Raw genomic sequence first — 26,392 nt, forward strand, 5'->3', positions numbered from 1 at the left:
ACTGCGCGTAAGCGGACTACCATCACCTCATGACCCGTGTACTGCTCGCCGAGGACGACGCGTCCATCTCGGAGCCGCTGGCCCGCGCACTGCGCCGGGAAGGTTACGAGGTCGAGGTGCGCGAGGACGGACCGACCGCGCTCGACGCCGGAATGCAGGGCGGCATCGATCTGGTCGTGCTGGACCTCGGGCTGCCCGGCATGGACGGCCTGGAGGTCGCGCGCCGGCTGCGGGCCGAGGGCCACGCCGTGCCGATCCTCATCCTGACCGCGCGGGCCGACGAGGTGGACACCGTCGTCGGCCTGGACGCGGGTGCCGACGACTACGTGACCAAGCCGTTCCGGCTCGCCGAACTGCTCGCCCGGGTGCGGGCTCTGCTGCGGCGCGGTGCCGCGGAGCCCGCGCAGCCGCCGGCCACGCACGGGGTGCGGATCGACGTGGAGTCGCATCGCGCGTGGATGGGCGAGGAGGAACTCCAGCTCACCGCGAAGGAGTTCGACCTGCTGCGGGTGCTGGTGCGGGACGCCGGGCGCGTGGTGACGAGGGACCAGTTGATGCGGGAGGTCTGGGACACCACGTGGTGGTCGTCGACCAAGACGCTCGACATGCACATCTCGTGGCTGCGCAAGAAGCTGGGCGACGACGCGGCGAACCCTCGGTACATCGCCACGGTGCGTGGTGTCGGGTTCCGGTTCGAGAAGAGTTAAGTGCAATTCGTCGTGGGTGGCTCGGACGGGTGCGCGACTGACCGTTGTGTGTGGCTGGTCGCGCAGTTCCCCGCGCCCCTGAAGGGGCGCTGAATGCGACGTCGGCTCATCCAGTCCACCCTCGCCGTCGTTCTCGTCGTCATCGCCGTCTTCGGCGTGTCCCTGGTGATCGTCGAATCGCGGACGATCAGCAACAGCGCCCAGGAGCGGGTCGACTCCGAGGCGCTTCGGCTCGCCAGCATCGTCGACAGCCGGATTCTCGGGGACGAGAACATCACCGCGGAGATACTGCGCAGTCAGGTCGGCAAGGATCAGTACGCCGTCATCCGGATCCCGGGGAAGCCGCCGATCGAGCTCGGGACGAAGCCCGAGGGCGATGTGATCCACTACACGGCCGACGGCGAGGAGGGTGAGACGGTCACCGTCCAGGAGCCGCGGTCGACGGTGACCCGGGAGGTCGGCCGTACGCTGCTGATCATCGGAGCCGTCGCGCTGCTCGCGGTGATCGCCGCCGTGCTGCTGGCCATCCGGCAGGCCAACCGGCTGGCGTCGCCGCTGACCGACCTGGCCGAGACCGCGGAACGGCTGGGGTCGGGCGACCCGCGCCCGCGGCACAAGCGGTACGGGGTCCCGGAGCTGGACCGGGTCGCCGATGTGCTGGACTCCTCCGCCGAGCGGATCGGGCGGATGCTCACCGCCGAGCGGCGCCTCGCCGCCGACGCCTCGCACCAGCTGCGCACTCCGCTGACCGCGCTGTCCATGCGTCTGGAGGAGATCACCCTCACCGACGACCCGGACATCGTGAAGGAGGAGGCGAACGTGGCGCTCACGCAGGTGGAGCGGCTGACGGACGTCGTCGAGCGGCTGCTGACGAACTCGCGTGACCCGCGGACCGGCTCCGCCGTCTCCTTCGACCTGGACGAGGTCATCCAGCAGCAGCTCGCCGAGTGGCGGCCCGCCTACCGCAGTGCGGGCCGGGCGATCGTCAGCTCGGGCAAGCGGCATCTGCGCGCGGTGGGCACGCCGGGCGCGGTGGCGCAGGTGCTGGCGGCGCTGATCGAGAACTCGCTGATGCACGGGGGCGGCACGGTCGCGCTGCGGACCAGGGTCACCGGCAACCAGGCGGTCGTCGAGGTGACGGACGAGGGGGCCGGGGTGCCCGCCGACCTCGGCAACCGGATCTTCGAGCGGACCATCAGCGGCCGGAACTCCACCGGGATCGGGCTCGCGGTCGCCCGTGACCTCGCGGAGGCCGACGGCGGCCGGCTCGAACTGCTCCAGGCCCAGCCGCCGGTGTTCGGCCTGTTCCTGTCCCGCACGCCGCCCGCGCACAAGCCGGCGGACGAGGACCGGCCGATGGTCCGCTAGCCCGGCCCGGCCCGATCTGCTCCGGCCCGGTCCTAGTCCGCGAGGGAGTTCTGGCGGACCCGCTGCCTGGGCTTCCCGGTGTCGGCCGCCTGCTCCAGGATGGCCTCCGCGTCGGCGACCGTCTCGCGGGCCGGCAGGGTCTTGAAGACCCAGCTGCGGTACGACCAGAAGCGGAACAGGGTCGCCACGCCGATGCCGACGAACTTGAAGACGTTGCTCTGCAGCGGGCTGTCCCAGCCGAATCCGTAGGTCGCCAGGTACAGCAGACCGTTCTCGATCACCAGGCCGACCGCGCTGAACAGCAGGAACAGGGTGAGTTCCTTGGTGCGGCCGTTCTTGTCACGGTCCCGGTACGTCCAGTAGCGGAAGCCGACGTAATTGAAGACAATGGCCACGACCGTCGCTATGACGCTCGCCCGCACCACCGGCAGTTCGGTGACGTGCCTGACCAGGTTGAAAACGCCGAGATTGACGAGAATGCCGGCCCCGCCGACGGCGCCGAATTTGGCGACCTCGCGTACGAGCCGTTGCAGCCCCGAGGAACCACGTTCCATGGTTGTGCGGGCTCCCGTCCGTAGGTATTGGCGACCCAGCCATGCTAACGACCCAGTATGTCCCACGCCTGTGGATGGCGACACAGGTCGGAAACGGCTTGGAAAGAGCACCGGAAAAGCGGGGCAAGAGACGCCGAAGTGTCAGGTAAGAGCCCTGTTCGCAAGAGGGGAAACCGGCCACCTCGGCGCGGCCGATACCCTGGGGGCGTGACGTTCCCGGTAGTCGGCATGGTCGGCGGTGGTCAGCTCGCGCGTATGACGCACGAGGCAGGCATCCCGCTGGGCATCAGGTTCAAGCTCCTCAGTGACACTCCTCAGGATTCCGCGGCCCAGGTGGTGAGCGATGTCGTCGTCGGCGACTACCGCGACCTGGACACGCTGCGTGAGTTCGCGCGCGGCTGCGACGTGATCACCTTCGATCACGAGCATGTCCCCACCGAGCATCTGCGGGCCCTGGAGGCGGACGGCATCCCCGTGCGCCCCGGTCCCGACGCGCTGGTGCACGCCCAGGACAAGGGCGTGATGCGGGCGAAGCTCGACGCGATCGGCATCCCGTGCCCCCGGCACCGGATCGTGGCCGACGCGGAGGACGTGGTCCGGTTCGCGGCCGAGGGCGACGGCTTCCCCGTCGTCCTGAAGACCGTGCGCGGCGGCTACGACGGCAAGGGCGTGTGGGTCGTCGAGACCGCCGAGGAGGCCACCGACCCCTTCCGGGCCGGTGTGCCGGTCCTCGCCGAGGAGAAGGTCGACTACGTCCGCGAGCTCGCCGCCAACGTCGTACGCTCCCCGCACGGCCAGGCCGTCGCCTACCCGGTGGTGGAGTCCCAGCAGGTCAACGGCGTCTGTGACACCGTGATCGCGCCCGCCCCCGAGCTGGAGGAGTCGCTCGCCCTGCAGGCCGAGGAGATGGCCCTGCGGATCGCCAAGGAGCTGGGGGTCGTCGGCCACCTCGCCGTCGAGCTGTTCCAGACCCGCGACGGCCGCATCCTCGTCAACGAACTGGCGATGCGCCCGCACAACTCCGGACACTGGACCCAGGACGGCGCGATCACGAGCCAGTTCGCGAACCACGTACGGGCGGTCCTCGACCTGCCGCTCGGCGACCCGCGCCCCCGCGCGAAGTGGACGGTGATGGTCAACGTCCTGGGCGGCGACTACCCGGACATGTACTCCGCGTACCTGCACTGCATGGCCCGCGACCCCAAACTGAAGATCCACATGTACGGCAAGGACGTGAAGCCCGGCCGTAAGGTCGGCCACGTCAACACCTACGGCGACGACCTGGACGACGTTCTCGAGCGCGCACGTCACGCTGCCGGCTACCTGAGAGGCACGATCACCGAATGAGCCCCGTTGTTGGCATCGTCATGGGTTCGGACTCCGACTGGCCCGTGATGGAGGCCGCCGCCAAGGCCCTGGACGAGTTCGAGATCGAGTACGAGGTCGATGTCGTCTCCGCGCACCGGATGCCGCGCGAGATGATCACGTACGGCGAGCAGGCCGCCGACCGCGGACTGAAGGCGATCATCGCGGGCGCCGGGGGAGCGGCCCACCTCCCGGGCATGCTCGCCTCCGTGACCCCGCTCCCGGTCATCGGCGTCCCGGTCCCGCTGAAGTACCTCGACGGCATGGACTCGCTGCTCTCCATCGTGCAGATGCCGGCGGGCGTGCCGGTCGCCACGGTCTCGGTCGCGGGCGCCCGCAACGCCGGTCTGCTGGCCGCCCGGATCCTGGCCGCGCACGACGAGGACCTGCTGCAGAAGATGCGCGAGTTCCAGCAGGACCTCAACGATCAGGCGACCGAGAAGGGCAAGCGGCTGCGTTCCAAGGCCGAGGGCTCGAACGGCTTCGGCTTCGGCAAGTAGGACTCCGGGAAGCAATACGCAATGACGTCCCTCGATGAAGCCCGGTCCCTGCTGCGCGAGTTCCCGGTCGTCGACGGCCACAACGACCTGCCGTACGCGCTGCGCGAGCAGGTCCGCTACGACCTCGACGCCCGAGACATCGCCGGCCACCAGAACGCCCATCTGCACACCGACATCCCGCGGCTGCGCGAGGGCGGGGTCGGTGCGCAGTACTGGTCGGTGTACGTCCGCTCGGACCTGCCGGGCGCGGTCCCGGCCACCCTCGAACAGATCGACTGCGTACGGCAGTTGATCGCCCGTTACCCGGCCGACCTGCGGGCCGCGCTGACCGCCGCCGACATGGAAGCGGCGCGCGCCGAGGGCCGTATCGCCTCCCTCATGGGCGCGGAGGGCGGTCACTCGATCGACAACTCGCTGGGCACCCTGCGCGGTCTGTACGAGCTGGGCGTGCGCTACATGACGCTCACCCACAACGACAACAACGACTGGGCGGACTCGGCGACCGACAAGCCGAACGTCGGCGGCCTCTCCGCGTTCGGCCGGGAGGTCGTGCGGGAGATGAACCGCCTGGGCATGCTGGTGGACCTGTCCCACGTCGCGGCCACCACCATGCGCGCCGCCCTCGACACCACCACCGCCCCGGTGATCTTCTCCCACTCCTCCTCCCGGGCCGTCTGCGACCACCCCCGCAACGTCCCGGACGACGTCCTCGAACGCCTCCCCGCCAACGGCGGCATGGCGATGGTGACGTTCGTGCCGAAGTTCGTGCTCCAGGCGGCGGTCGACTGGACGGCGGCGGCCGACGAGAACATGCGCGCGCACGGCTTCCACCACCTCGACACCACCGAGGAGGCGATGAAGGTCCACCGGGCCTTCGAGGAGAGCCACCCCCGCCCGATCGCCACGGCCGCCACGGTCGCCGACCACCTCGACCACATGCGCGAGGCGGCGGGCATCGACCACGTCGGCATCGGCGGCGACTACGACGGCACGGCCTTCACCCCGGACGGCCTGAACGACGTCTCCGGCTACCCCAACCTGATCGCCGAACTCCTCGACCGCGGCTGGTCCCGCGCCGACCTGGCGAAGCTCACCTGGCAGAACGCGGTCCGGGTGCTGGGCGCGGCGGAGGACGTGGCCCGCGGCCTTCAGGCCACCCGCGGCCCGTCGAACGCGACCCTGTCCGAGCTCGACGGCTGACCGCTCAGGGCGGGGTGGTCGGTGTACCCGGCCGCCCCGCCCACGTACCCGAGGTACTGGTCCCGCACCGGGTCGAGAGGCGCGCCGAGGCGCAGCCGGGGGCTGCTGACGGCCGACCGGACATCCGGCGGGCACCGTGACCGTCCGGAGCCGGCCGTCGACCGGGTGGTACGGATCCAGGAGCTGTTCGCCGCCGGGCCGCACAGCGCCCGGATGGCCGGGAGACGCCGGACGAGGTCATCAGGGCCGCGCGGGAGAGCCGAGCGGGGAACCGCGTGCGGGGACGGCGTACGGAGGGCCGCGTGCGGGGCCCGTACCCCCGAACGCACCATCCACCAGGAACCCTCCCGGCCGGGCGTGCGACGGTGGGCTACAGCCCCTTCACGACGTAGGTCACCACGACGTACGGAGCCCTTCATGGCCGACCTCCAGCACGACATCCCCACCACGACCGAGGTCGGCGAGGACGACTGCCTCCCGGACGACCCGTTCCCGTTCCCGGCGGCGTCCGGCGCCGAACTCCTGGAGCGGGCCCACGCCCTGCTGGCCGTGCATCCGGTCGCGGACGGCTACAGCGAGCTGCCCCGGGCGCTCGCCCCGCTGCCCTGGTACGACCTGGAGCTGGGCGAGACGGCCGTGGACACGGACGTGCCCCGGCTGCGCGAGGGTCATGTGGGCGCGCTGTTCTGGTCGTTGCGGGTACCGGAGGCGGAGCGCGGCGGCCGGGCCGTGGGGGCCACGCTGGAGCAGCTGGACCTGGCGCGCCGGGTCGTCGAGACGCATCCGGAGGGGCTGCGTCTGGTGCGGACCGCCGGACAGGTCATCGACGCCCGCAACTGCGGCCGCGTCGCCGTGGTGCTCGGCCCGGCCTCCGCCGCCGCCCTCGACGACTCCCTCGGCATCCTGCGCGTCCTGCAGTCCCTGGGGCTGCGCGTGCTCACCCTGACCGACGTGGCCTGGGCGGGCCGGGAGGGGCTGACCCGGTTCGGCGAGGAGGTGATCCGCGAGATGAACCGGCTCGGTGTGCTCGCCGACCTGTCCGGCGCCCCCGAGGCCACCCTCGCCCGGGTCCTCGCCCTCTCCAAGACGCCGGTCCTGTGCACCCGCTCCGCCGCCGCGTCCCTGCGCCCGCACCCCGCCAACCTCTCCGACGAACTGCTGGTGCGGCTGGGGGAGCAGCGGGGCCTGTGCATGGTGCCGCTGTCCGCCGAGCAGACCGGGCCGACCGTCCCGGACGTCGCCGACCACCTCGACCACGTCCGCGTGGTGGCCGGCCCCGAGTGCGTCGCCCTGTCCGGCACCTACGACTCCGGCGCCACCCACCCCCGCGACCTCGCCGACACCTCCCGCTACCCCCACCTGATCACCGAACTGCTCCGGCGCAGCTGGTCCGAGGCCGAAATCTCCCTGCTGACCTGGGGAAACGTCCAGCGAGTGCTGCGCAGCGCCGACTTCACCGCCCGCGCCACCCAGCGCCGCAGGGAGCCCAACCAGCCGCCCCGCCCGGCCGACGCGGACGCCTGACCGGGCCGGTCAGCCGGTCGTCAGGCCCGGCACAGGCAGAAGGGATGCCCCGCCGGGTCGGCGTAGACCCGGAAGCCGCGCTCCCGGTCCGCCGCGTCCAGCGGCTTGGCGCCCAGCTCCAGCACCCCCTGCTCGGCCGTGTCCAGGTCCTCCACCACCAGGTCCAGATGGAACTGCTGGGAGTCGTCGGGCGCGGGCCACTGCGGCGCCACGAACCCGGGCGCCCGCTGGAACGCCAGCGCCTGCCCGCCGGGCACCGCCAGGTCCACCCAGTCCCCGTCCCCCTCGACGCTGCCGCCCAGCACCCCGGCGTAGAAACCGGCGAGCGCGGACGGGTCGGGACAGTCCAGGACGACGACTCCGAGCTTGGCGAGAGCCATGACTTCCTCCTCGCGATCGGGAGTTACCTTTAGAGAGAGGTAACCGGTAACGGTTACCTGATGCTCTCGCAGTGGAGGTAACGTCGCAAGCGAGTTGCGGAGGTAACTTGCAGGGATGAGTGAGAGATCGCCCGCGCCGGGCGGCCTGGCCCTGGTCGAGGCCCTGGTGAACACGCTGGACCTGGAGTCGGGCGCCGACACCCTCGACACGCCGGACGGCCGGGCGCGCCTCGGCATCACGGAGGCCGGCCTCCCCGTCGCCCGCGACCTGCGCGAGTCCCTGCGCGCCACGCTCCTCGCGCACGCCGGCCACCCCCCGCACCGCGAGGTCACGCCGCTCGGCGAACTCCTCGCCCACGCCCCCCTGTACCTCGCCGTCGACCCCCTCGACGGCTCGGCGACCCTCACCCCCGCCGACGCGGCCCCGCTCCTCTCCCGGATCGCCGCCGCCGTGGCCACGTCCCTGGTCGAGGGCACCTGGACCCGCCTCAAGGCCTGCGAGGCCGACACCTGCCACTGGGCCTACTACGACCGCAGCCCCGCCGGCCGCGGCCGCTGGTGCTCGATGCAGGTGTGCGGCGCCCGCGCCAAGATGCGCCGCTACCGCGCCAAGGACACGTAACACACAGCCGGTTCCCCCGCGACGCGAGTGCCCAGTGGTGCAGAATGCAACAAGACACCGGTTCGGCCGACTGAGCCTCGGCCGAACCGGTGTCGCCTGGCCCTATGTCTATGAAGCGCCCCGCACTGAAGCGCCCCGTCAGGGGCGCGGGGAACTGCGCGACCAGCCCCCACCCACCCGCAGACCTACGCGGTCGGACGCCCCATGGCGCGATAGGTCCATCCAACTCGCCGCCAGACCTCGGGATCCAGCGCATTACGCCCGTCAAGGATCACCTTGTCCGCGGCCACCTCTCCCAGCGCCGCCGGATCCAGCTCCCGAAACTCCCGCCACTCCGTCAGATGCAGCACCACATCGGCGCCCCGCACACACTCCCCGGCGCTGACGGCGTAGCCAAGTGTCGGGAACAGCCGCCGCGCGTTCTCCATCCCCTTCGGGTCGTACACCGTCACCTGCCCGCCCTGCAGATGGATCTGCCCGGCGACGTTCAGCGCCGGCGAGTCCCGCACGTCGTCCGAGTCCGGCTTGAACGTCGCGCCGAGCACCGCGACCCGCTTCCCGAGGAACGACCCCCCGCCCAGCGCCTCCCGGGCCATCTCGACCATCTGCCCCCGGCGCCGCATGTTGATGGAGTCGATCTCGCGCAGGAAGGTCAGCGCCTGGTCGGCACCGAGCTCACCGGCGCGTGCCATGAACGCCCGGATGTCCTTCGGCAGGCAGCCGCCGCCGAACCCGATCCCGGCCCGCAGGAACTTCTTCCCGATCCGGTCGTCGTACCCGATCGCCTCCGCCAGCTTCACCACGTCACCGCCGCCGGCCTCGCACACCTCCGCCATCGCGTTGATGAACGAGATCTTCGTGGCGAGGAAGGAGTTCGCGGACGTCTTCACCAGCTCGGCCGTCGGGAAGTCGGTCACCACGAACGGCGTCCCCTCGCCGACCGGCGTCGCGTACACCTCCCGCAGCAGCTTCTCCGCACGCTCGCCGCGCACGCCGACCACGATCCGGTCGGGGTGCAGCGTGTCGTTCACGGCGAAGCCCTCACGCAGGAACTCCGGGTTCCAGGCCAGCTCGGCATCGGCCCCGGCGGGCGCGTGCTCGGCGAGGTACGCGGCCAGCCGCTCCGCCGAACCGACCGGCACCGTCGACTTGCCGACGACCAGCGCGGGCTCCGTGAGATGCGGGGCCAGCGACGCGATCGCGGAGTCGACGTACGACATGTCGCAGGCGTACTCGCCGTGCTTCTGCGGGGTGTTCACACAGACGAAGTGGACATCGCCGAAGGCGCCGACCTCGGCCCAGTCGGTGGTGAAGCGCAGCCGTCCGCTGGAGCCCTCGAAGCCGGCCACGTGCTTGCGCAGCAGCTCGTCGAGGCCCGGCTCGTACATCGGGGTCTCGCCGCGCTCCAGCATCGCGATCTTCTCGGGCACGACATCGAGACCGAGCACCTCGAAGCCCAGCTCGGCCATGGCCGCGGCATGGGTGGCGCCGAGATAGCCGGTGCCGATCACAGTGATCTTGAGGCTCATGGATGCTCCAGCTCGGGGACGGTGGTGCGGGCTGCGGCCCGAGCATAACCGGGCCGTCTTCCGGGCAACTTTCCCGCTGTCGCCAAGCTCACGTGACCTATCCGTGGGCCGCGTTCTAAACTTTGAGTTACTTAACAGTAATTAGCGTCAGCACCACTGCGTCTGGAGTGAGAGACCTTGGCCGGATCGGCTGACTTCGACCTGTACCGCCCGTCCGAGGAGCACGACATGCTCCGTGACGTCGTCCGCGCGCTGGTCGAGGCGAAGATCGCCCCGTACGCCGCCGCGGTCGACGAGGAGGCCCGCTTTCCGCAGGAGGCGCTCGACGCCCTGGTCGCCAACGACCTGCACGCGGTGCACGTCCCCGAGGAGTACGGCGGGGCCGGTGCCGACGCGCTCGCCACGGTCATCGTGATCGAGGAGGTGGCGCGCGCCTGCGTCTCCTCCTCCCTCATCCCGGCCGTGAACAAGCTGGGCTCGCTCCCGGTGATCCTCTCCGGCGGGGAGGACCTGAAGAAGAAGTACCTGACCCCGCTCGCCAAGGGCGACGCGATGTTCTCGTACGCCCTCTCCGAGCCGGACGCGGGCTCCGACGCGGGCGGCATGAAGACGAAGGCGGTCCGCGACGGCGACCACTACGTCCTCAACGGCGTGAAGCGCTGGATCACCAACGCGGGCGTCTCCGACTACTACACGGTGATGGCCGTGACGGACCCGGACAAGCGCACCAAGGGGATCTCGGCCTTCGTCGTCGAGAAGGCCGACGAGGGCGTCTCCTTCGGCGCCCCGGAGAAGAAGCTCGGGATCAAGGGCTCGCCGACCCGCGAGGTCTACCTCGACAACGTCCGCATCCCCGCCGACCGCATGATCGGCGCCGAGGGCACCGGCTTCGCCACCGCCATGAAGACCCTCGACCACACCCGGATCACCATCGCCGCCCAGGCGCTCGGTGTCGCCCAGGGCGCCCTCGACTACGCCAAGGGCTACGTCCAGGAGCGCAAGCAGTTCGGCAAGCCGATCGCCGACTTCCAGGGCATCCAGTTCATGCTCGCCGACATGGCCATGAAGATCACCGCCGCCCGCGCCCTCACCTACCAGGCCGCGGCCGCCTCCGAGCGCGGCGACGCCGATCTCACCTTCCAGGGCGCGGCGGCCAAGTGCTTCGCCTCCGACGTCGCCATGGAGGTCACCACGGACGCCGTCCAGCTGCTCGGCGGCTACGGCTACACCCGTGACTACCCCGTCGAGCGCATGATGCGCGACGCGAAGATCACCCAGATCTACGAGGGCACCAACCAGGTCCAGCGGATCGTCATGGCCCGCAATCTGCCGTAACCGCACCGGGATCCGGCGAAGAGGCGCCCCTCGGGGCGCCTTTTCCATGGCCGCCCCGAATGGCACTACCGGCCGGTCGGGCTTAGGAACGAAAGCGAACGGGGCCCGCCCCGGGCCCTCCCCCCCTCCCCTGGAGGAGCCATGACCCAGACCGGACCCATGACGGCCATGTCCAAGCAGATGCAGGAATGCGTCAACATGTGCATGGCCACCCACACGATGTGCGAGGAGACCATGAGCTCCTGCATGTCCATGGAGGGCGGCCCCGCCCACATGCGGATCATGCGCGCGCTGATGGACTGCTCCGAGATGACCCGGATGTGCGCCGACATGATGATGCGGCGCTCGCCGCTCTCGCCCGAGATGTGCGCGATGTGCGCCAAGGCCTGCGACATGTGCGCCGAGGCGTGTATGACCATGCCGGACGACCCGCAGATGAAGCGCTGCGCGGAGGCGTGTCGCCGCTGCGCCGAGATGTGCCGCTCGATGGCGGGCGTCTCCATGTGACACCCCGCCCCACCCCGTCAAGGGCACCCCGCCCGGGTGCCCTTGACGTATGACCCGGCACGCTTGCCCCCATGACCGCCGACACCTTCGACGCCGCCGAGCGGGCCATGTGGGCCGGCCGGGCCGCCGCCTACGCCGACAGCTTCGCCCGGCTGTGCGCCCACCCCGTGACCCCCCTGCTGGACGCGGCGGGCGTCACCGGGGGGACACGGCTCCTCGACGTCGGCACCGGAACGGGCACGGCGGCGCTGTCGGCCCTGGCCCGCGGCGCCCGGGTGACCGCCGTGGACGCGGACGCCGGCATGGTGGCCGCGGCCCGCGGGCGCGGCGTCGACGCCCGGGTCGCGGTACTGCCCGAACTGCCCTTCCCCGCCGGCACCTTCGACGCCGTCGTGGGCAACTTCGTCCTCAACCACCTCGGCCGCCCCCGGGCCGCCCTCGCCGAGCTCCGCCGCGTCCTGCGCCCGGGAGGCCGGCTCGCCGTGACGACCTGGGCGGCCCGGCGCGGGGCGGGCCAGGAGCTGCTCGGGCAGGCCTGCGCGGCGGGCGGTGCCGTACCGCCGGCGCGGCTGCCCCGCCTCGATCCGGCGGAGGACTTCCCGCGCACCGCCGAGGGTCTGGCGGCGCTGCTGGCGGAGGCCGGGTTCCGCCGTGCCGAGGCCACGGAACTGGAGTGGGAGCACCGGGCCGGGCTCGACGAGTGGTGGGGCGGGGCCGCCGGCGGGGTGGCCACCATCGGACTGGTGCTGACCTCGCAGGAAGCGGGGACGGTCGTACGGATCAGGCAGGAGTACGAGCGGCTCGCCGCCGGATACGCCGATGGGGAAGGGCGCCTGGCCCTTCCCCATGTGGCACTGCTCGCCGCCGCTACGGCCTAGGTGTTCGCTAGTTGCCGGAGACGGTGACCTTCTGGTCGTTGTTCAGCTCGTCGACCAGGGTCTTCACCTTCGCCTTGTCCCAGACGAGGTTGCCGCCGGTGGAGCCCGAGATCGGCATGTTCATCGAGACGCCGTTACCGCCGTTGACGTCCTTCATCGCGAAGAACATCGAGCCCAGGTCCCACAGGGACATGTCCTTGTCGACGGTGAGGGAGTCCAGGCCCGCGCCGAGGGTCGGGTAGAGCTTGAAGGGGTTCAGGATCGTCCCCGGGGTGGCCACCTGGTGGGCCAGCGCCGCCAGGAACTTCTGCTGGTTCTTGGTGCGCTGGAGGTCCGACGCGGCGAAGGCGTGCCGGGTGCGGACGAAGGCGAGGGCCTCCTCGCCGTTCAGGGTCTGCTTGCCCGCCTTGAAGTCCGCGCCCGAGTACTTGTCCTTGAAGCCCTTGTCGATGTCGATGGTCACCCCGCCGACCGCGTCCACGATGTTCGCGAAGCCGGCGAAGCCGATCTCGACGTAGTGGTCGATGTGCAGCCCGGTGTTGTACTCGACCGTGCGGACCAGCAGGGTCGGACCGTCCTCGGCGTACGCCGCGTTCAGCTTCGTGGTCCGGCCGGTGCCCTTGTAGACCTTGCCGGACGTCGATCCCTGGTACGACGGGATCTCCACGTTCGAGTCACGCGGCAGTGAGATCAGGGTGTCGCCGCTGTCGCCGACGTGCAGGATCATCATCGAGTCCGTGCGCTTGCCCTCGGCGGAGCCCGTGTGCAGCTCCTTCTTCTGCGCGTCGGACAGGCCCTGGCGGCTGTCCGAGCCGACGATCAGGTAGTTGGTGCCGTCGCCGGCCGCGGGCCGGTCGATCACCTTCGACAGGTCGACGTCCCGGTGCAGCTTGGAGTCGGCCCAGAAGTAGGTCGACACGGAGGTGACGATCACCACACTGAGGACGACGATCGCCGTCCACTTGATCCGCTTGCGCCAGTTCGGAGCCCGCCGCGGTCCACGCTCGTACTCGCCGCCGGGTCCCCCGCCCCCAGGGCCGCCGCCGTAGACCTGGCCGGTGTTGTAGCCGTCGTTGTACCCGCCGCCGTTGTCGTACCCGCCGCCGTCGTACCCGCCCGCGTTGCCGTACGACGGCTGCTGCGGGACCCCGCCGTAACCGCCGCCCTGCTGAGGGGCGCCGTACGGCGGTGCCGACGGGTCTCCGCGCCGTACCTGGCGCATCACGCGGGCGCCCTCAGGCTGCGCGCCGGCGCTGCCGCGGCCGTACCGGTTGCCGCGGCTGTCGTTCGACCATTCCTGGGGCCATTCGTTCATGGGCCCCAGTGTGCAGGCAGCGGTAGTGCCAGTTACAAGGGTCGTCGGAAAATCAGGTCACCGCTGTTGCGAACCCGACACAAATTCCGCGAATGTCGCTTCGGCATAAGGTGGGGGCCATGACAGACCAGGCCCCCGAGGCGGAACTCGACATACCCGGCAAGCCGACGTCCGCGTCCCGGACCACCCTCAGCCACATCATGACCCACAACGACACCAACCTCCTCGGCACGGTGCACGGCGGTGTGATCATGAAGCTCGTCGACGACGCGGCGGGCGCGGTCGCCGGCCGCCACTCGGGCGGTCCCGCCGTCACCGCGTCCATGGACGAGATGGCGTTCCTGGAGCCGGTCCGCGTCGGCGACCTGGTCCATGTCAAGGCCCAGGTCAACTGGACCGGCCGGACCTCCATGGAGGTGGGCGTGCGGGTCCTGGCCGAGCGCTGGAACGAGTCGGCCCCGGCGACCCAGGTCGGCTCGGCCTACCTGGTCTTCGCGGCGGTGGACGCGGACGGCAAGCCGCGCCGGGTGCCGCCGGTGGTACCCGAGACCGAGAAGGACCGCCGCCGCTACCAGGAGGCTCAGATCAGGCGCACGCACCGGCTGGCGCGGCGGCGGGAGATCAGGGAACTGCGCGAGCGCCGCATCGCCGAGGGCTTCGAGGACTGAGCGAGCGCCGTCGTCCGGGTGCGGGTTCCGTAGTGGTTGCTCGCGCAGTTCCCCGCGCCCCTGAAGGGGCGCTCGCCGCAGTGCCCCTCTTTTAGGGGCGCGGGGAACTGCGCGACCAGCCCCCACTCACCCGCAGCCGAAGCACAATCCTCAGCACACCGTTTCGTCACCCCGCAGAACCGCCGCTTCCCCCTGCGGCGCCGGATCGTCCGCCCGCACCTTGCGCACGTCCCCATTGAAGTCGGCCCCCACGGTCACCCGCAGCACCGGTCCCATCCCCTTCACCGCCCGCACCTCACTCCCCGGCACAGCCGCTGCAAGCGACCGCGCCGAACGGTCCCAGCGCGGGTCGTAGGAGATGACCGTCCGTCGTACGTCGTGCCGTGCCGCGGTTACCGGCTGGTGGGTCGTCGCGAAGCCCGTCGCCGCCAGCGCCGCGTCCATCCGCCGCGCGAGCCCCGCCGTCCCGGTGCCGTTCTCCACCTGGACCCGGATCTGGGCCGGTGCCACCTCCACGGTGGCCGGCACCGGACCGCGCGGCTTCGGATTCGGCGGTGCCGCCGGCTCCAGCGGCCGGTCGTCGCGCAGGGACCGGAACAGCTGGTCCGACCGGGCCCGGTCCCACTTCAGCGTCGAGCCGATGCCCTTCACGGGGTACGCCAGCTGCCCGATGGGCACGGTCGTGAACTCGGACGAGGAGGGGGAGAAGTTCCGCATCGCCCGCCCGAGGTCCAGCAGCTCGTCCGTGCCGAACCCCGTGTCGGCCCGCACCGAACCGAGCACCGCCCGGGTCACGTCCCGGAACTTGATCGGGTTGAGCAGCACCCCGTTCGCCGACACCTGCTCGATCAGCGCGGCCAGGAACCGCTGCTGCCGCTTCATCCGGCCCAGATCGCTCGCCCCGTCGACATGCCGGGCCCGGACGTACTGCAGGGCCTGGCCGCCGTTGAGGGTGTGCGTGCCGGGGGAGAGGTTGAGGCCGGTGTAGGAGTCCTTCAGGGGCTGGGCGGTGCAGATCCGGACCCCGCCGAGCACGTCCACGGTCCGCATGAACGTGATGAAGTCGACCTCCAGATAGTGGTCGATCTTCAGATGGGTCATGTCCTCGACCGTGCGGACCGTCAGCTGCGGGCCGCCCTCCGCGTAGGCCGCGTTCAGCTTGATGGGATGCGCGGCGTGCGTCCGGCCCGTCGTCTCGTCGACGTGCGGCGGAACCTCGGCGTACGAGTCGCGCGGCAGGCTGACCACCGTCGCCCGCTCCCGGTCCGCCGAGATGTGCACGATCATGATGGTGTCGGTGCAGTGGCAGGGCGCCCCGCCCAGGCGGTACCTGCGCCGTTCCTGCTCCGTGACCTGGTCGCGGCCGTCGGTGCCGACCAGCAGCACGTTCATGCCGTGACCCGCGGCGGGACGGTTCTTCATGTCCTTGAACGGGTCGACCCGCGCGATGTCCGCGTCCAGGCTGGCCATCACCGAGTGCCCGATCCCGGCCGACGCCAGCACCACCACCGAGAGTGTGGTCACCGCCCGCATGGCCCAGCGCGGCCGCCGGGGCCTCATGGGTCGTACCGGCGGCCGCGGGGCCTGACGGGTGGGCTGCGGTCTGCGCTGCGGCCGGGCGGGCCGGGCGGGGGACCGGGGCGGGCTGGCGGCCAAAGGACACCTCCGGACGAGGCCGTACGTGGGATCCAGGAGCACGGTAGGCCGATACGACCTTCAGCCCGCGCTACGGCCCCGGCGGCGCGCACCGGTGTCCCCCGTTCGCGGTAACGTGAGCCCCCTATGAACGCCAAGCCCGACGTGCGGCACCCCGCAGTTTCCGTGATCATGCCCGTCCTCGACGAGGAACGGCATCTGCGCGGGGCCGTCCAAGCGATCCTCGCGCAGGAGTACGCCGGCGAGCTGGAGGTCGTCATCGCCCTCGGTCCGTCCAAGGACCGCACGGACGAGATCGCGGCCGAGCTCGTGGCGGAAGACGCCCGCGTGCACACCGTCCCGAACCCGACCGGCCGCACCCCGGCCGCGCTGAACGCCGCGATCAAGGCGTCCCGGCACCCGATCGTGGTCCGTGTCGACGGCCACGGCATGCTCTCCCCGAACTACATCGCCACCGCCGTCCGCCTCCTGGAGGAGACCGGCGCCCAGAACGTCGGCGGCATCATGCACGCCGAGGGCGAGAACGACTGGGAGCACGCGGTCGCCGCGGCCATGACCTCGAAGATCGGCGTCGGCAACGCGGCCTTCCACACGGGCGGCGAGGCCGGCCCCGCCGACACCGTCTACCTCGGCGTCTTCCGGCGCGAGGCCCTGGAGCAACAGGGCGGCTACAACGAGGAGTTCATCCGCGCCCAGGACTGGGAGCTGAACTTCCGGATCCGCGAGGCCGGCGGGCTGATCTGGTTCTCGCCGGAGCTGAGGGTGTCGTACCGCCCCAGGCCGAGCGTGCGGGCCCTCGCCAAGCAGTACAAGGACTACGGCCGCTGGCGGCACGTCGTCGCCCGCTACCACGAGGGCTCCATCAACCTGCGCTACCTCGCCCCGCCGCTGGCGGTGTGCGCGATAGTCTCCGGCCTCCTCATCGGGGCCACGCTCCACCCGCTGGCCTTCGTCGTCCCGGCCGGCTATCTCGCGGCGATCGTCGCCGGGTCCGTCCCGGCCGGCAGGGGGCTGCCGCTCAAGGCCCGGCTGCGGATCCCCGTCGCCCTCGCCACCATGCACATGTCGTGGGGCTGGGGCTTCCTGACCAGCCCCAGGTCACTGGCGAAGCGGGTCATCGCCTCCCGCCGTCCCGCGGTGCTCAGCTCGGCCACCGGCTGAGCACCGGCCCCCGTACGGCCCGGACTACCAGGTGTAGTCCGGGTCGACGTGCATGCACGCCTTGGTGTCCGAGGCGTTGAGGGCGCTCGCCGAGGCGGGGGTGGTGTCGTCGTCGGCGGTGTACTTGCTGCCCGAGCGCCAGTCGGCGCCGACCACCAGCGTGACCCCGGAGACGTCCGTGGACTTCTTCACCTGGTTCGTGGGGATGCCCAGCGCCTTCGCCACCCGCTGGGCGTCGCCCGCCAGGTCCGCGCTCGGATAGCGCACCAGCGTCCGGTCCTCGCTCAGCAGCGCCGAGGCGTCGGCGGCCGCCTCGGTGAATCCCTTGCCGACCAGCAGCGCGGTGACGGCGGCGGCCCGGCCGGTGACCGCGCTCTCGCCGCTGCTCCTCGTGCCGTTCTGCACCTGTACGGCGATCTTGTCGTCGGCCGCCGCCTTGTCGGTGACCTTCGTCGTGGCCGTCGTCTTCTTCTTGTCCTTGCCGTCCAGCGCGATGTCCTCGCGGACCAGCCGCCACAGCTTGTCCGCGTCGGTGGGCTTGGGCAGGACGCGGTTGCCGTCCGAGGAGTACACCCACGGCATCGTCGTCATGGTGATGCGGTTGGTGGGGACCTTCTTCAGCTCCTTGCTCAGGTCGTAGAGCTTGGTGACGGTGCCGAGGCCGGTGTCTACCGTGAGCGCCTTGGTGGCGGTCTCGGCGAGCCCCAGGAGCTTGTCGGGGTTGCTGAGGGTGGCGTTGGAACGCAGCTGGCGGACCATCGAGTTCATGTACATGTGCTGGGCCTTGGTACGGGCTATGTCGCTGCCGTCCTCGAAGCCGTAGCGGGTGCGCAGCCACTGCAGGGCCTGCTTGCCCTTGACGGCGGTGGTGCCCTTCTTCAGCTTCAGGCCCGAGCCGTGCCCGGTGGAGGTGTGCGAGTAGATGTTGGCGTCCACGCACACCGGCACCCCGCCGATCGCGTCCGCCATGGACACCACGCCCGAGAAGTCGACCATCATGAAGTGGTCGATGTGGATGTCGGTGAGCTTCTCCCAGGTGGCCACCGTGCAGCCGGGGCCGCCGCGCTCCAGGGAGGCGTTGGTCATGGTGTCGGCGGTGGCCGCGTAGACCTTGCCGGTCTTCGAGTCGGTGCACTTCGGAATGGAGACCAGGGTGTCGCGGGGCATCGACACCACCGACATGTTGGTGCGGTCGGCCGAGACGTGCAGCAGCATCTGGACGTCGGCGCGGGCGGCGGTGCCGATGTCCTTGGCGCCGCCCAGCTTCTGGTTCTCGGCGGTGTCGCGGGCGTCGGAGCCGATCAGGAGGATGTTCAGCGCGGTCTGCCCGGCCGCGTTCGCCTTGGTCTTCGTGGCGCGGTCCTTGGAGTCCCCGATGTTCAGGGTCTCCTTCTTGATGTTGCCGTTGAGGTGCTCGTAGTACAGGTACCCGGCGGTGGCGGTGCCGGCCAGGGCCAGGGCCACGACCGAGGCCGTCCAGCGCACGACACGGCGTCTGCGGCGTCCGCGGTCGCCGTCCCCGCGCCGTCTGCCGCCGCCCTGCCCGTCACCGTCGGTCTGGGGCGTGAGGGGCATCGTGTCCTCGACCGCGGACACCACATCCGACACCTCCCCCCGCACACTGCTGCGCACCACTGCCCGCCCTCCCGCTCACACCTGCCGCCGCGCCCGGGACTCCGGGCTCCTGAGCACGGCGGCAGTGTCATGCAGGCGTCTAGGACTCACCTGTGCGTACCTGTGCGGACCTGTGTGAACCGCCCGATGGTGCCCGTCACCAGCGATAGGGCGCGTACACGTCCATGCACTGCTTGGTGTCCGAGCCGTTGATGGCGTCGGCGTTGTCGGGCAGGTCACCGGCCTTCGGCGCGGACTGCTTCGGGTACGCCGTGCCGTCCCGCCAGTCGGCACCGACGACGAGCGTGACGCCCGACACATCGGTGGTCTGCTTCACCTGGCTCATGGGGATCCCCAGCGCCTTGGCGACCGCCTGGGCATCTCCCCGCAGGTCCGCGCTCGGGTACTGGACGACCGTCTTCTCCACCGACGCAGCGGCCCCCGAGGTGTCCGCCGCCGCCCTGGTGTAGCCCTTGGCGGCCAGCTCCTGGGAGAGCGTCCGGGCCCGGCCGGGGACCGCGGCCTCGGTGGCGGAACCGGTGGCGTTGCGCACCAGCACGCCGAGGCTGCCCGCGGAGACGGACGGCTCCTTGGCCGGCTCGGCACTCGCCGTGGTCTTCTTCCTGCTCTCCTCGGCGCTGCCGTTCTTGTCGAACGCCACGTCGTCGCGGAGCATCTGCCACATCTTGTCGGCGTTGGTGCCGTCCGGCACGAGGTGGTCCTTGTTCTGCGGGTCCTGGACGTTCGGCATCGTGAGCGAGGTGATGCGGTCCGTCGGCACCGACTTGAGCTGCATGCCCAGGTCGTAGAGCTTCTTCGGGGTGCCGATCTCCTCGGAGACCGTCAGCGACTTGGTGGCCGCCTCGGCCAGGTCCATCAGTCTGCCGGTGTCGGTGAAGACGTTCTGCCCCTTGAGCGTGCGGATCATCGAGTTGAGGTACATGTGCTGGGCCTTGGCCCGCAGCGGGTCACTGCCCCAGGCGTGCCGGGTGCGCAGCCACTGCAGGGCCTTCTCACCCTTCACCTTGTGCGTGCCGGCCGTCATCTTCAGCCCCGAGCCGCCGGGCACCGCGGCCGTCGGCCGGTCCCACACGTTCTGCTTCACACAGACGTCGACCCCGCCGATCGCGTCCGCCATGTTCACCACGCCCGCGAAGTCGATCGTGATCCAGTGGTCGATGTAGACCCCGGTGAGGTTCTCCCAGGTGGCCAGCGTGCAGCCGGCGCCGCCCCGGGCCAGCGACTCGTTGATGATGGTGTTGGTCGCCGGGTACACCTTGCCGGTCTTCGGGTCGGTGCACTTGGGGATGTCGACGCGGGTGTCCCGGGGGATGCTCACCATCGCCGCGCTCTTCCGGTCCGCCGACAGGTGGATCAGCATCTGCACGTCGCCGAGCGGCGGGCTGCCCCGGTCGTACTTGGCGCCGCCGAGCTTCACGTTCTCGTCGGAGTTACGGCTGTCGGAGCCGATCAGCAGGATGTTCAGCGGAGTCTGGCCGGCCGCGTTGGCCGCGGTCTTGCGTGCCTTGGCGTCGCCGATGTCGCGCCGGCCCTTCTGAATGTTGCCGTTCAGGTGCTGGTAGTAGAGGTAACCGGCACCGGCCGTACCGAGGATCACCACCGACAGCACGGCCGCCGACCAGCGCAGCGCACGCCGTGCGCGCTTGCGCCGGGCGCCCTTCGCGCCGCCGCCGGCGCCGTCGCCCGAGCCGTCCTTGCGACGCCCGCCGCCGGATCCGCCCGGCGTGTCAGGTGCCTTCGGTGCGAGGGACATCGTGTCCTCGACCGCAGGCACCTCCCCCCGCACATCGCTCTGCGTCAACTCCCTGCCCTCCCCGCCCTGCGCACACAGGCCCGCCGCCAACGCCCCCCGTCGGACGCACCACGGACCACACGGGTCCGCCCCGCGCCCGGTTAGACGCGTGACGGACCCATAGGGTTACCTGCTTATTCGGTATGACTTGGTGTCGCGAGGGGGCAACTCCCCGCTACCGGGCGCCCGCTCGTCACTACTTGGCGCAGGTCACCTTGTCGGCCGTCGTCTTGCTGTCCACGTCCGGCGCCTTTGTCGGTGTGGTGAGGGACACTCCTGCCCCCTGGAAGTCCTTGCCCAGTGTCAGCGTGATCGCGGGCAGGCCCTGGGAGTTGGTCACGCTCTTGCCCGGCTTCATCGCCGAGCCGGACAGCCCCATGAGACTGGCCAGTTCACGTGCCTGGTCGGCCTGGTCGGGGGCGTACTCCAGCGTGGTCTTGCTGAGTTCGGCGGGTGCGTTGCCGGCGTTCTCCGACTTGAGGACGCCCTTGTCGTTCTGCAGCCAGCTGAGCGTCTCCTGGGCGCTGCCGGCCGGGGCCCCGCCGTTGAGGATCCGCACCCGCACCTCGGAGGCCGCGGACTTGGTGCCCTTGAGCCGGGCGGCCGCCGCGTCCTTGCTGGCCTTCGCCTGCTTCTTCTTGACCGCGGTGAAGGACACGTCTTCCTTGATCGCCTGGAAGACCGCGGGCGCCTTCGACTCGTTGAGCACGACGGTCGCCTTCACCTTCTCGGCCGGGTTGTCCAGCACCGGGATGGTGGTGAAGGTCAGGTTCTTCGGGTTGAGCTTGCCGAGCTCCAGGCCCAGGTCCTTCAGCTTGCCGATGCTGTCCAGCTTGGAGTCGACGGTGAGCGCCTTGGTGCCGACCTCGGCCAGCTTCAGCAGCTTGCCCGGGCTGGTGAGCGTCGAGTTGGAGCTGAGCTTGCGCATCAGCGCGCTCAGGAACTGCTGCTGGAGCTGGATCCGGCTCAGGTCGCCGCCGAAGCCGACCGAGTGCCGGGTGCGCACGAAGGCCAGCGCGGTCTCGCCGGAGATGTTGTGGGTGCCCTTGGACAGCTTCAGATGCGACTGCTTGTCGTCGATGTCCTTGGCGAGACACACCTCGACCCCGCCGACCGCGTCGGTCAGCGTCTTGACCGCGTTGAAGTCGGCGACCATGAAGTTGTCCGGCTGGATCCCGGTCAGCTCGGTCACCGTGCGCACGGTGCAGCTGGCCGTACGGCCGTCCTGGCCGAGGCTGGTGTTGAAGCGGACGTCGGTCGTGCCCGCGATGACCTTCTGGCTGCCGTCGGACTGCTCGGTCGGGCAGTCCGGGACGTCCACGATCAGGTCGCGCGGGATGCTCAACGCGGTCGCGTTGGAGCGGTCCTTGGAGATGTGCAGCAGGATGTTGGTGTCGGCGTGCCCGACGCTGCCGGTGTCGCCGTAGCCCTCGTTGCCCGCGCCGGTGCGCTTGTCGGTGCCGATGATCAGCAGGTTGATCGCCTTGTCCTTGCTGAAGCCACCGGTGCTCGCGCCGTCGTCGGAGACGGACGTGATGTTGTCGTTGAGGTGCTTGATGTAGAGGTAGCCGGCGGCCGAGACGGCGACCAGCACGAAGGCCATCGAGCCGCCGGTCCACAGCAGGGCCTTCTTGGCCTTCGACTTCTTCTTCACCGGCCGTCGCGAACGCCGGCCGGCCGGCGGCTCGGGCTCGGCGCGCCGCCGGCGCTGCCCGGGCACCTCCCGGTTCGCTGTCTCCCGGCTCGCCGCCTCCCGCGTCCCGCCCGCGGCCGGGCGCGACGGCGTCGGTCTGCGCGGTCCGGGTACCGACGACTGCGGTGACGACTGCGGTGCGGAAGGAGTCAGTCGCAGTTCGTATTCACCGGTGTTCGGGTTGAGTACCCACTGGTCTGCGGGATCGATGTTGTCCGCCCGCCCACGGCCTTGCGCGTCCACGGTTGTCTGAATCCTCCGTCGGGGCCACGCGGCGCCTTCCCCCCATCAAGGCGCTCGGTCACGTTTCGCGGTGCACGACCCCAGGACGGACCTCGCGGCCGGGTGCACCGGAGCGCTCACACTATCCGCCCAGTTCAGCGTCGAGTGACGCCAGTGACAAATTCATCCTCCCTACAAGCGGGCAATCCATCTCATTTAACTGACAATGAACGGCGCGGAAGTTCGCCGCCTTGGCGGGTGCCTCACTCGCACCTGTCCTCGGCGGCGGTGTTCCCGCGAAACGCGGGCGACCGGGAGTCCTCGGCGGAGGAAGCGTTCTTCTTGGTCACCGGCACCGGCCGGTCGGCCCGCAGCAGCGCGAACAGCGCGTCCGCCCGGCCCTCCACGAGCTGGTCACGATTGGAGTCGTACACATACGGCTCCCTCGGAACGGTGAGGAACTGCACCTGTTCGGTGGGGGTGTTCCGCAGCCCCCGAACGAGCTGGTACAAACCCCGCAGACTGGCCAGTTCCGGATCGGTGGTGAGGGCGGAGGTCGCCGCGTTCAGCAGCGGATAGAGCTTCGCCGGGTTCAGCAGTACGTCACCGCTCTGCACCTTGTTGACGAGCGCCCCCAGGAACTGCTGCTGCCGGTCCATCCGCTCGGTGTCACTGCCGTCCCCGAGCGACTTGCGCGCCCGTACGTACCCCAGCGCCTGCTCCCCGTCGAGCGTGACCCGCCCGGCGGGCAGCCGCAGCTTGGCCGCCTTGTCGTCGATCGGCTCCTTCAGGCACACCTGCACCCCGTCGATCGCGTCGACCATGTTCTTGAACCCGCTGAAGTCGACGACCACGTAGTGATCGACGCGGATGTCCGTGAGCTTCTCCACGGTACGGACCGTGCAGGCCGAACCCCCCACCTCGAAGGCCGAGTTGAACAGGGTGAAGGAGGGCTCGCTCCGGCGCCCGTCGCCGCGCAGGCAGCCGGGCACGTGCACCATCAGGTCCCGGGGCAGCGACACCGCCGTGGCGCTGTGCCGGTCGGCGGCCAGATGCAGCAGGATCGCGGTGTCGGACCGCTCGGTGCCCGAGTCCTTGCCGTAGCGCCGGTTGCCCTCACCGGCCCGCGAGTCCGACCCGATCACCAGGATGTTCTGCGCGCCCCGCACCAGCGCGGTGGGCCGCTCCCGCTCGTACCGGGCGAGCTCCGCGGCGGCCGCGTCGTCGGCGGTGATGTTGTGACTCAGCTTCGCGTACAGCGCCCAGCCGCCCCCGAGCGCGGCGACCACCACGACACCGGCTCCGAGAGCCGTCCCCCGTATCCAACGCCTTCGCCGCCGCCGGGCAAGCCCGTCCCCGGTGGCGGATGCCCCTACGACGTCGGTCACCCCTCAACAGTGCCCTGGGGCGGCCCTGGGAGGCGGCGGCAACTACTCCACTCGGGTGACCGGACCTACCTGGGCCCGCAGGTGAACGAGGACCTCACCGCGCCGAAGCGGTGACCCGCTCGCTCTCGATCCGCTTCGCGATCCCTTCCTCGCCCAGTTCCCCCAGGTGCCGACAGAGCACCACGGACCCCCCGGCCGCGAGCGGCGCGTACAACCCCGCGCTCAGCCCTTCCCAGGTGTCGAAACCGAGCCCCGACAGCAGCCGCGACCCCGGCCCGGTCAGATCCAGCCCCGCCGTGTCCCCGAGCGCGCGCTCCACGACCTCGGCGCCGCTCATCTCCGCGCCCGCCACGATCAGCGCGGGCTCCTCGGGATCCACGGGCGAGAACGGCGCGAACCGGTCCCCCTGGCCCGGCACCTCCACCGCGTAGTCCACGAACCCGTCCGGGACCGTCGGGAAGCGTCCGCCCAGCGGTCGTAGCGCGAGCGCGACCCGCTCGCCCCGGCACGCCCGGGCCGCCTCCAGCGAGTCCGGCCCGCTCACCACCACGTCGGCCGCGGCCGGGTCGCCGGCGACGTCCGCCACCGCACCCACCGACGAGCACGCCAGCAACCACACCGCCGTCTGCCAGTGCGCCGGCAGCAGCAGGGCCACCCGGTCGCCCGGCGAAGCCGCCAGGTCGCCCTGGAGCAGGTTCGCGGTCTTGGCCACCCAATTGGCGAAGGTGGCCACGGACAATTCGACGCGTTCGCCCGTGGCGTCGTCGTAGAAGGTCACCAGGGGGCGTCCCGGATCCGCGGCGAGCGCGGAACGCAGCAGGTCGGCAGGGGTGCGATCGGTGGCGTTCACCCGCGCAAGCGTACGCCGCGCCCGCTGCCCGCACCGGCCGGCGGGGCCACCGGTTCGGCGCAACCGTTCCCGACGGGCCGTCAGATCCCGTATGGACAGATATGTATGACTATGTTCAATATCAGGGGCATGCGTGGACTCCTGACTTCCTCGATCGGCGTCACCTGCGCGGCGGCCCTCACCCTCCCGCCGGCCGTGCTGAACGTGCCGTCCGCCGTCGCCGCACCGGCAGAGCGGACCACCACGACCACCCTCCGCGGCAGCACCCAGTCGCTGCCCCTCACCCCCCGCACCCGCGAACGCGTCCTCGGCCAGGCCCCCGAGCAGGGCGCGTACAGCGCCGACGTACGGCCCTTCTCACTCGTCGGCGTCGTCTGGGACAACCCGGGGACCGCACTCGACGGCCGGGTCCAGGTCCGCACCCGGTCCACCGCCACCGGCCGGTGGTCCGGCTGGCAGGACGTCGAGACCCACAACGCCGACCACGGCGCCGACCCGGGCACCGCGGAAGCCGCCTCGGGCCGGGTCCACGGCGCCACCGCACCCCTGTGGGTCGGCGACTCGAACGGAGTGGACGTACGCGTACGCGCCGGAGAGCGGGACGGGGACGGAGTCGACGCCGACGCCGACGACGCCTCGGGCCCGGCCGGCGGAGCGTCCGTCGTCGGGCGCGACCTGCTGCCCGCGGGACTGCGCCTGGAACTCGTCGACCCCGGCGACGACACCCCGCCCTACGACGAGCCGGCCGACGGCCCCCGCACCAACACCGAGGACGACGCGTCGGCGGCCGTCAACGCCGACCTCACGGACGTCGACACCACCGAGATCCCCGCGCTGAGCCGCGAGGACACCGAACGCGAACTGTCCGAACTGAACGACACCGACGCCCTGCTCGCCAGGCCGTACATCGGACCGCGCCCGAAGATCGTCACCCGCCGAGGCTGGGGAGCCGACGAGTCGCTGCGCGAGAGGGGGTTCGTCTACACGGGCAAGATCAAGGCGGCCTTCGTCCACCACACCGCCTCCGGGAACGGCTACACGTGCTCCCAGGCCCCGTCGGTCATCCGCAGTATCTACCGCTACCACGTGGTGAGCATGGGCTGGCGGGACATCGGCTACAACTTCCTCGTCGACAAGTGCGGAACCATCTACGAGGGCCGTGCCGGGGGAGTGGCGAAGGCCGTCAGGGGCGCCCACACCCTGGGCTTCAACAACAACAGCATGGGCATCGCGGTGATCGGCACCTACGGCTCGCACAAGCCGTCCGCCGCCGCCGTGACCGCCGTCGCCAAGCTCACCGCGTGGAAGCTCGGGCTCTTCGGGGCCAATCCCAAGGGAAAGACATATCTGAAGTCCGGAGGTGGCAATCTCTACCCAAAGGGGAAGAACGTACGACTGAACGTGATCTCCGGCCATAGGGACGGGTACGCCACCGAGTGTCCTGGCGCCAAGCTCTACGCCAAGCTCGGCTCGGCCCGGACCAGCTCCGCGCACCTCCAGGGGCGCTGAGCACGGGGGCCGCGTTCAACGCCGTCGGGGACAG

The 26,392-nt window shown here is 70.7% G+C and carries 23 protein-coding genes; 13 read left to right on the top strand and 10 right to left on the bottom strand.

Annotation, left to right across the window (positions count from 1 at the left end; translation table 11 throughout):
• Positions 1–29: 29 nt before the first annotated feature.
• Together ACIPSJ_RS30900 and ACIPSJ_RS30905 are read left to right on the top strand one after the other, a co-directional pair.
• Positions 30–707, top strand: a complete 678-nt coding sequence (locus tag ACIPSJ_RS30900) for a response regulator transcription factor (protein ID WP_355717352.1) — start codon at positions 30–32, stop codon at positions 705–707.
• A gap of 93 nt (positions 708–800) precedes the next feature.
• Complete coding sequence (locus tag ACIPSJ_RS30905; RefSeq protein ID WP_359213011.1) at positions 801–2,075, top strand: ATP-binding protein; 1,275 nt, start codon at positions 801–803, stop codon at positions 2,073–2,075.
• A 32-nt stretch (positions 2,076–2,107) separates the two neighbouring features.
• Here ACIPSJ_RS30905 and ACIPSJ_RS30910 read toward each other — a convergent pair whose 3' ends face one another.
• Positions 2,108–2,629, bottom strand: coding sequence for a GtrA family protein (locus ACIPSJ_RS30910; RefSeq protein WP_355717357.1), 522 nt, complete (start codon positions 2,627–2,629; stop codon positions 2,108–2,110).
• Between the two features lie 207 nt (positions 2,630–2,836).
• Here ACIPSJ_RS30910 and ACIPSJ_RS30915 point away from each other — a divergent pair, with 207 nt between their 5' ends.
• From ACIPSJ_RS30915 to ACIPSJ_RS30930, 4 genes are all read left to right on the top strand, one after another.
• On the top strand, positions 2,837–3,976 hold the full coding sequence (locus tag ACIPSJ_RS30915; RefSeq protein WP_359213016.1) for a 5-(carboxyamino)imidazole ribonucleotide synthase: 1,140 nt from the start codon (positions 2,837–2,839) through the stop codon (positions 3,974–3,976).
• Positions 3,977–3,996: 20 nt separating this feature from the next.
• The gene (gene purE, locus ACIPSJ_RS30920; RefSeq protein WP_359213139.1) at positions 3,997–4,494 is read left to right on the top strand and encodes a 5-(carboxyamino)imidazole ribonucleotide mutase; all 498 of its coding nucleotides are present in this window, start codon (positions 3,997–3,999) and stop codon (positions 4,492–4,494) included.
• Between the two features lie 21 nt (positions 4,495–4,515).
• Positions 4,516–5,694 carry a dipeptidase gene (locus ACIPSJ_RS30925; RefSeq protein ID WP_359213019.1) on the top strand — a complete coding sequence of 393 codons (1,179 nt, stop codon included), beginning with the start codon at positions 4,516–4,518 and terminating at the stop codon, positions 5,692–5,694.
• A 417-nt stretch (positions 5,695–6,111) separates the two neighbouring features.
• Positions 6,112–7,218 carry a dipeptidase gene (locus tag ACIPSJ_RS30930; protein ID WP_401350920.1) on the top strand — a complete coding sequence of 369 codons (1,107 nt, stop codon included), beginning with the start codon at positions 6,112–6,114 and terminating at the stop codon, positions 7,216–7,218.
• Between the two features lie 20 nt (positions 7,219–7,238).
• Here the strand turns inward: ACIPSJ_RS30930 and ACIPSJ_RS30935 are convergent, their stop codons facing one another.
• Positions 7,239–7,598, bottom strand: a complete 360-nt coding sequence (locus ACIPSJ_RS30935) for a VOC family protein (protein WP_359213026.1) — start codon at positions 7,596–7,598, stop codon at positions 7,239–7,241.
• Between the two features lie 115 nt (positions 7,599–7,713).
• On the opposite strand from ACIPSJ_RS30935, the gene ACIPSJ_RS30940 reads away from it, so the two are divergent.
• Positions 7,714–8,220 (top strand): CGNR zinc finger domain-containing protein, encoded by a 507-nt coding sequence (locus ACIPSJ_RS30940; RefSeq protein WP_359213029.1) that lies wholly within the window; start codon positions 7,714–7,716, stop codon positions 8,218–8,220.
• Positions 8,221–8,405: 185 nt separating this feature from the next.
• Here the strand turns inward: ACIPSJ_RS30940 and ACIPSJ_RS30945 are convergent, their stop codons facing one another.
• Complete coding sequence (locus ACIPSJ_RS30945; protein WP_401350923.1) at positions 8,406–9,749, bottom strand: UDP-glucose dehydrogenase family protein; 1,344 nt, start codon at positions 9,747–9,749, stop codon at positions 8,406–8,408.
• Between the two features lie 177 nt (positions 9,750–9,926).
• On the opposite strand from ACIPSJ_RS30945, the gene ACIPSJ_RS30950 reads away from it, so the two are divergent.
• From ACIPSJ_RS30950 to ACIPSJ_RS30960, 3 genes are all read left to right on the top strand, one after another.
• A complete protein-coding gene (locus ACIPSJ_RS30950; protein WP_359213033.1) occupies positions 9,927–11,084 on the top strand; it encodes an acyl-CoA dehydrogenase in 1,158 nt (385 codons plus the stop codon).
• A 141-nt stretch (positions 11,085–11,225) separates the two neighbouring features.
• The gene (locus ACIPSJ_RS30955) at positions 11,226–11,591 is read left to right on the top strand and encodes a four-helix bundle copper-binding protein (RefSeq protein WP_355717395.1); all 366 of its coding nucleotides are present in this window, start codon (positions 11,226–11,228) and stop codon (positions 11,589–11,591) included.
• Between the two features lie 71 nt (positions 11,592–11,662).
• Complete coding sequence (locus ACIPSJ_RS30960) at positions 11,663–12,469, top strand: class I SAM-dependent methyltransferase (protein ID WP_359213037.1); 807 nt, start codon at positions 11,663–11,665, stop codon at positions 12,467–12,469.
• Positions 12,470–12,476: 7 nt separating this feature from the next.
• Here the strand turns inward: ACIPSJ_RS30960 and ACIPSJ_RS30965 are convergent, their stop codons facing one another.
• The gene (locus tag ACIPSJ_RS30965; RefSeq protein WP_401350926.1) at positions 12,477–13,784 is read right to left on the bottom strand and encodes an LCP family protein; all 1,308 of its coding nucleotides are present in this window, start codon (positions 13,782–13,784) and stop codon (positions 12,477–12,479) included.
• 119 nt (positions 13,785–13,903) lie between these two features.
• Here ACIPSJ_RS30965 and ACIPSJ_RS30970 point away from each other — a divergent pair, with 119 nt between their 5' ends.
• Positions 13,904–14,452 (top strand): acyl-CoA thioesterase, encoded by a 549-nt coding sequence (locus tag ACIPSJ_RS30970; RefSeq protein WP_359213043.1) that lies wholly within the window; start codon positions 13,904–13,906, stop codon positions 14,450–14,452.
• Positions 14,453–14,602: 150 nt separating this feature from the next.
• Here the strand turns inward: ACIPSJ_RS30970 and ACIPSJ_RS30975 are convergent, their stop codons facing one another.
• On the bottom strand, positions 14,603–15,985 hold the full coding sequence (locus ACIPSJ_RS30975) for an LCP family protein (protein WP_401350984.1): 1,383 nt from the start codon (positions 15,983–15,985) through the stop codon (positions 14,603–14,605).
• 249 nt (positions 15,986–16,234) lie between these two features.
• Between ACIPSJ_RS30975 and ACIPSJ_RS30980 the strand changes: the two genes are divergently transcribed.
• The gene (locus ACIPSJ_RS30980; protein WP_401350928.1) at positions 16,235–17,269 is read left to right on the top strand and encodes a glycosyltransferase family 2 protein; all 1,035 of its coding nucleotides are present in this window, start codon (positions 16,235–16,237) and stop codon (positions 17,267–17,269) included.
• Positions 17,270–17,293: 24 nt separating this feature from the next.
• Here the strand turns inward: ACIPSJ_RS30980 and ACIPSJ_RS30985 are convergent, their stop codons facing one another.
• The 5 genes from ACIPSJ_RS30985 to ACIPSJ_RS31005 all read right to left on the bottom strand — a co-directional run bounded on the left by ACIPSJ_RS30985 (position 17,294) and on the right by ACIPSJ_RS31005 (position 24,849).
• Positions 17,294–18,844 carry an LCP family protein gene (locus ACIPSJ_RS30985; protein ID WP_401350986.1) on the bottom strand — a complete coding sequence of 517 codons (1,551 nt, stop codon included), beginning with the start codon at positions 18,842–18,844 and terminating at the stop codon, positions 17,294–17,296.
• A gap of 196 nt (positions 18,845–19,040) precedes the next feature.
• Positions 19,041–20,657 (bottom strand): LCP family protein, encoded by a 1,617-nt coding sequence (locus tag ACIPSJ_RS30990; RefSeq protein WP_401350930.1) that lies wholly within the window; start codon positions 20,655–20,657, stop codon positions 19,041–19,043.
• Positions 20,658–20,892: 235 nt separating this feature from the next.
• Positions 20,893–22,632 carry an LCP family protein gene (locus ACIPSJ_RS30995; RefSeq protein WP_401350932.1) on the bottom strand — a complete coding sequence of 580 codons (1,740 nt, stop codon included), beginning with the start codon at positions 22,630–22,632 and terminating at the stop codon, positions 20,893–20,895.
• Positions 22,633–22,874: 242 nt separating this feature from the next.
• Positions 22,875–23,999, bottom strand: coding sequence for an LCP family protein (locus ACIPSJ_RS31000; RefSeq protein ID WP_359213055.1), 1,125 nt, complete (start codon positions 23,997–23,999; stop codon positions 22,875–22,877).
• 94 nt (positions 24,000–24,093) lie between these two features.
• On the bottom strand, positions 24,094–24,849 hold the full coding sequence (locus tag ACIPSJ_RS31005) for a TIGR03089 family protein (protein ID WP_359213058.1): 756 nt from the start codon (positions 24,847–24,849) through the stop codon (positions 24,094–24,096).
• 111 nt (positions 24,850–24,960) lie between these two features.
• Here ACIPSJ_RS31005 and ACIPSJ_RS31010 point away from each other — a divergent pair, with 111 nt between their 5' ends.
• Positions 24,961–26,358, top strand: coding sequence for a peptidoglycan recognition protein (locus ACIPSJ_RS31010; protein ID WP_401350988.1), 1,398 nt, complete (start codon positions 24,961–24,963; stop codon positions 26,356–26,358).
• Positions 26,359–26,392 lie beyond the last annotated feature (34 nt).

Source organism: Streptomyces sp. NPDC090088 (genome assembly GCF_044747345.1).
Classification (GTDB): Bacteria; Actinomycetota; Actinomycetes; order Streptomycetales; family Streptomycetaceae; genus Streptomyces.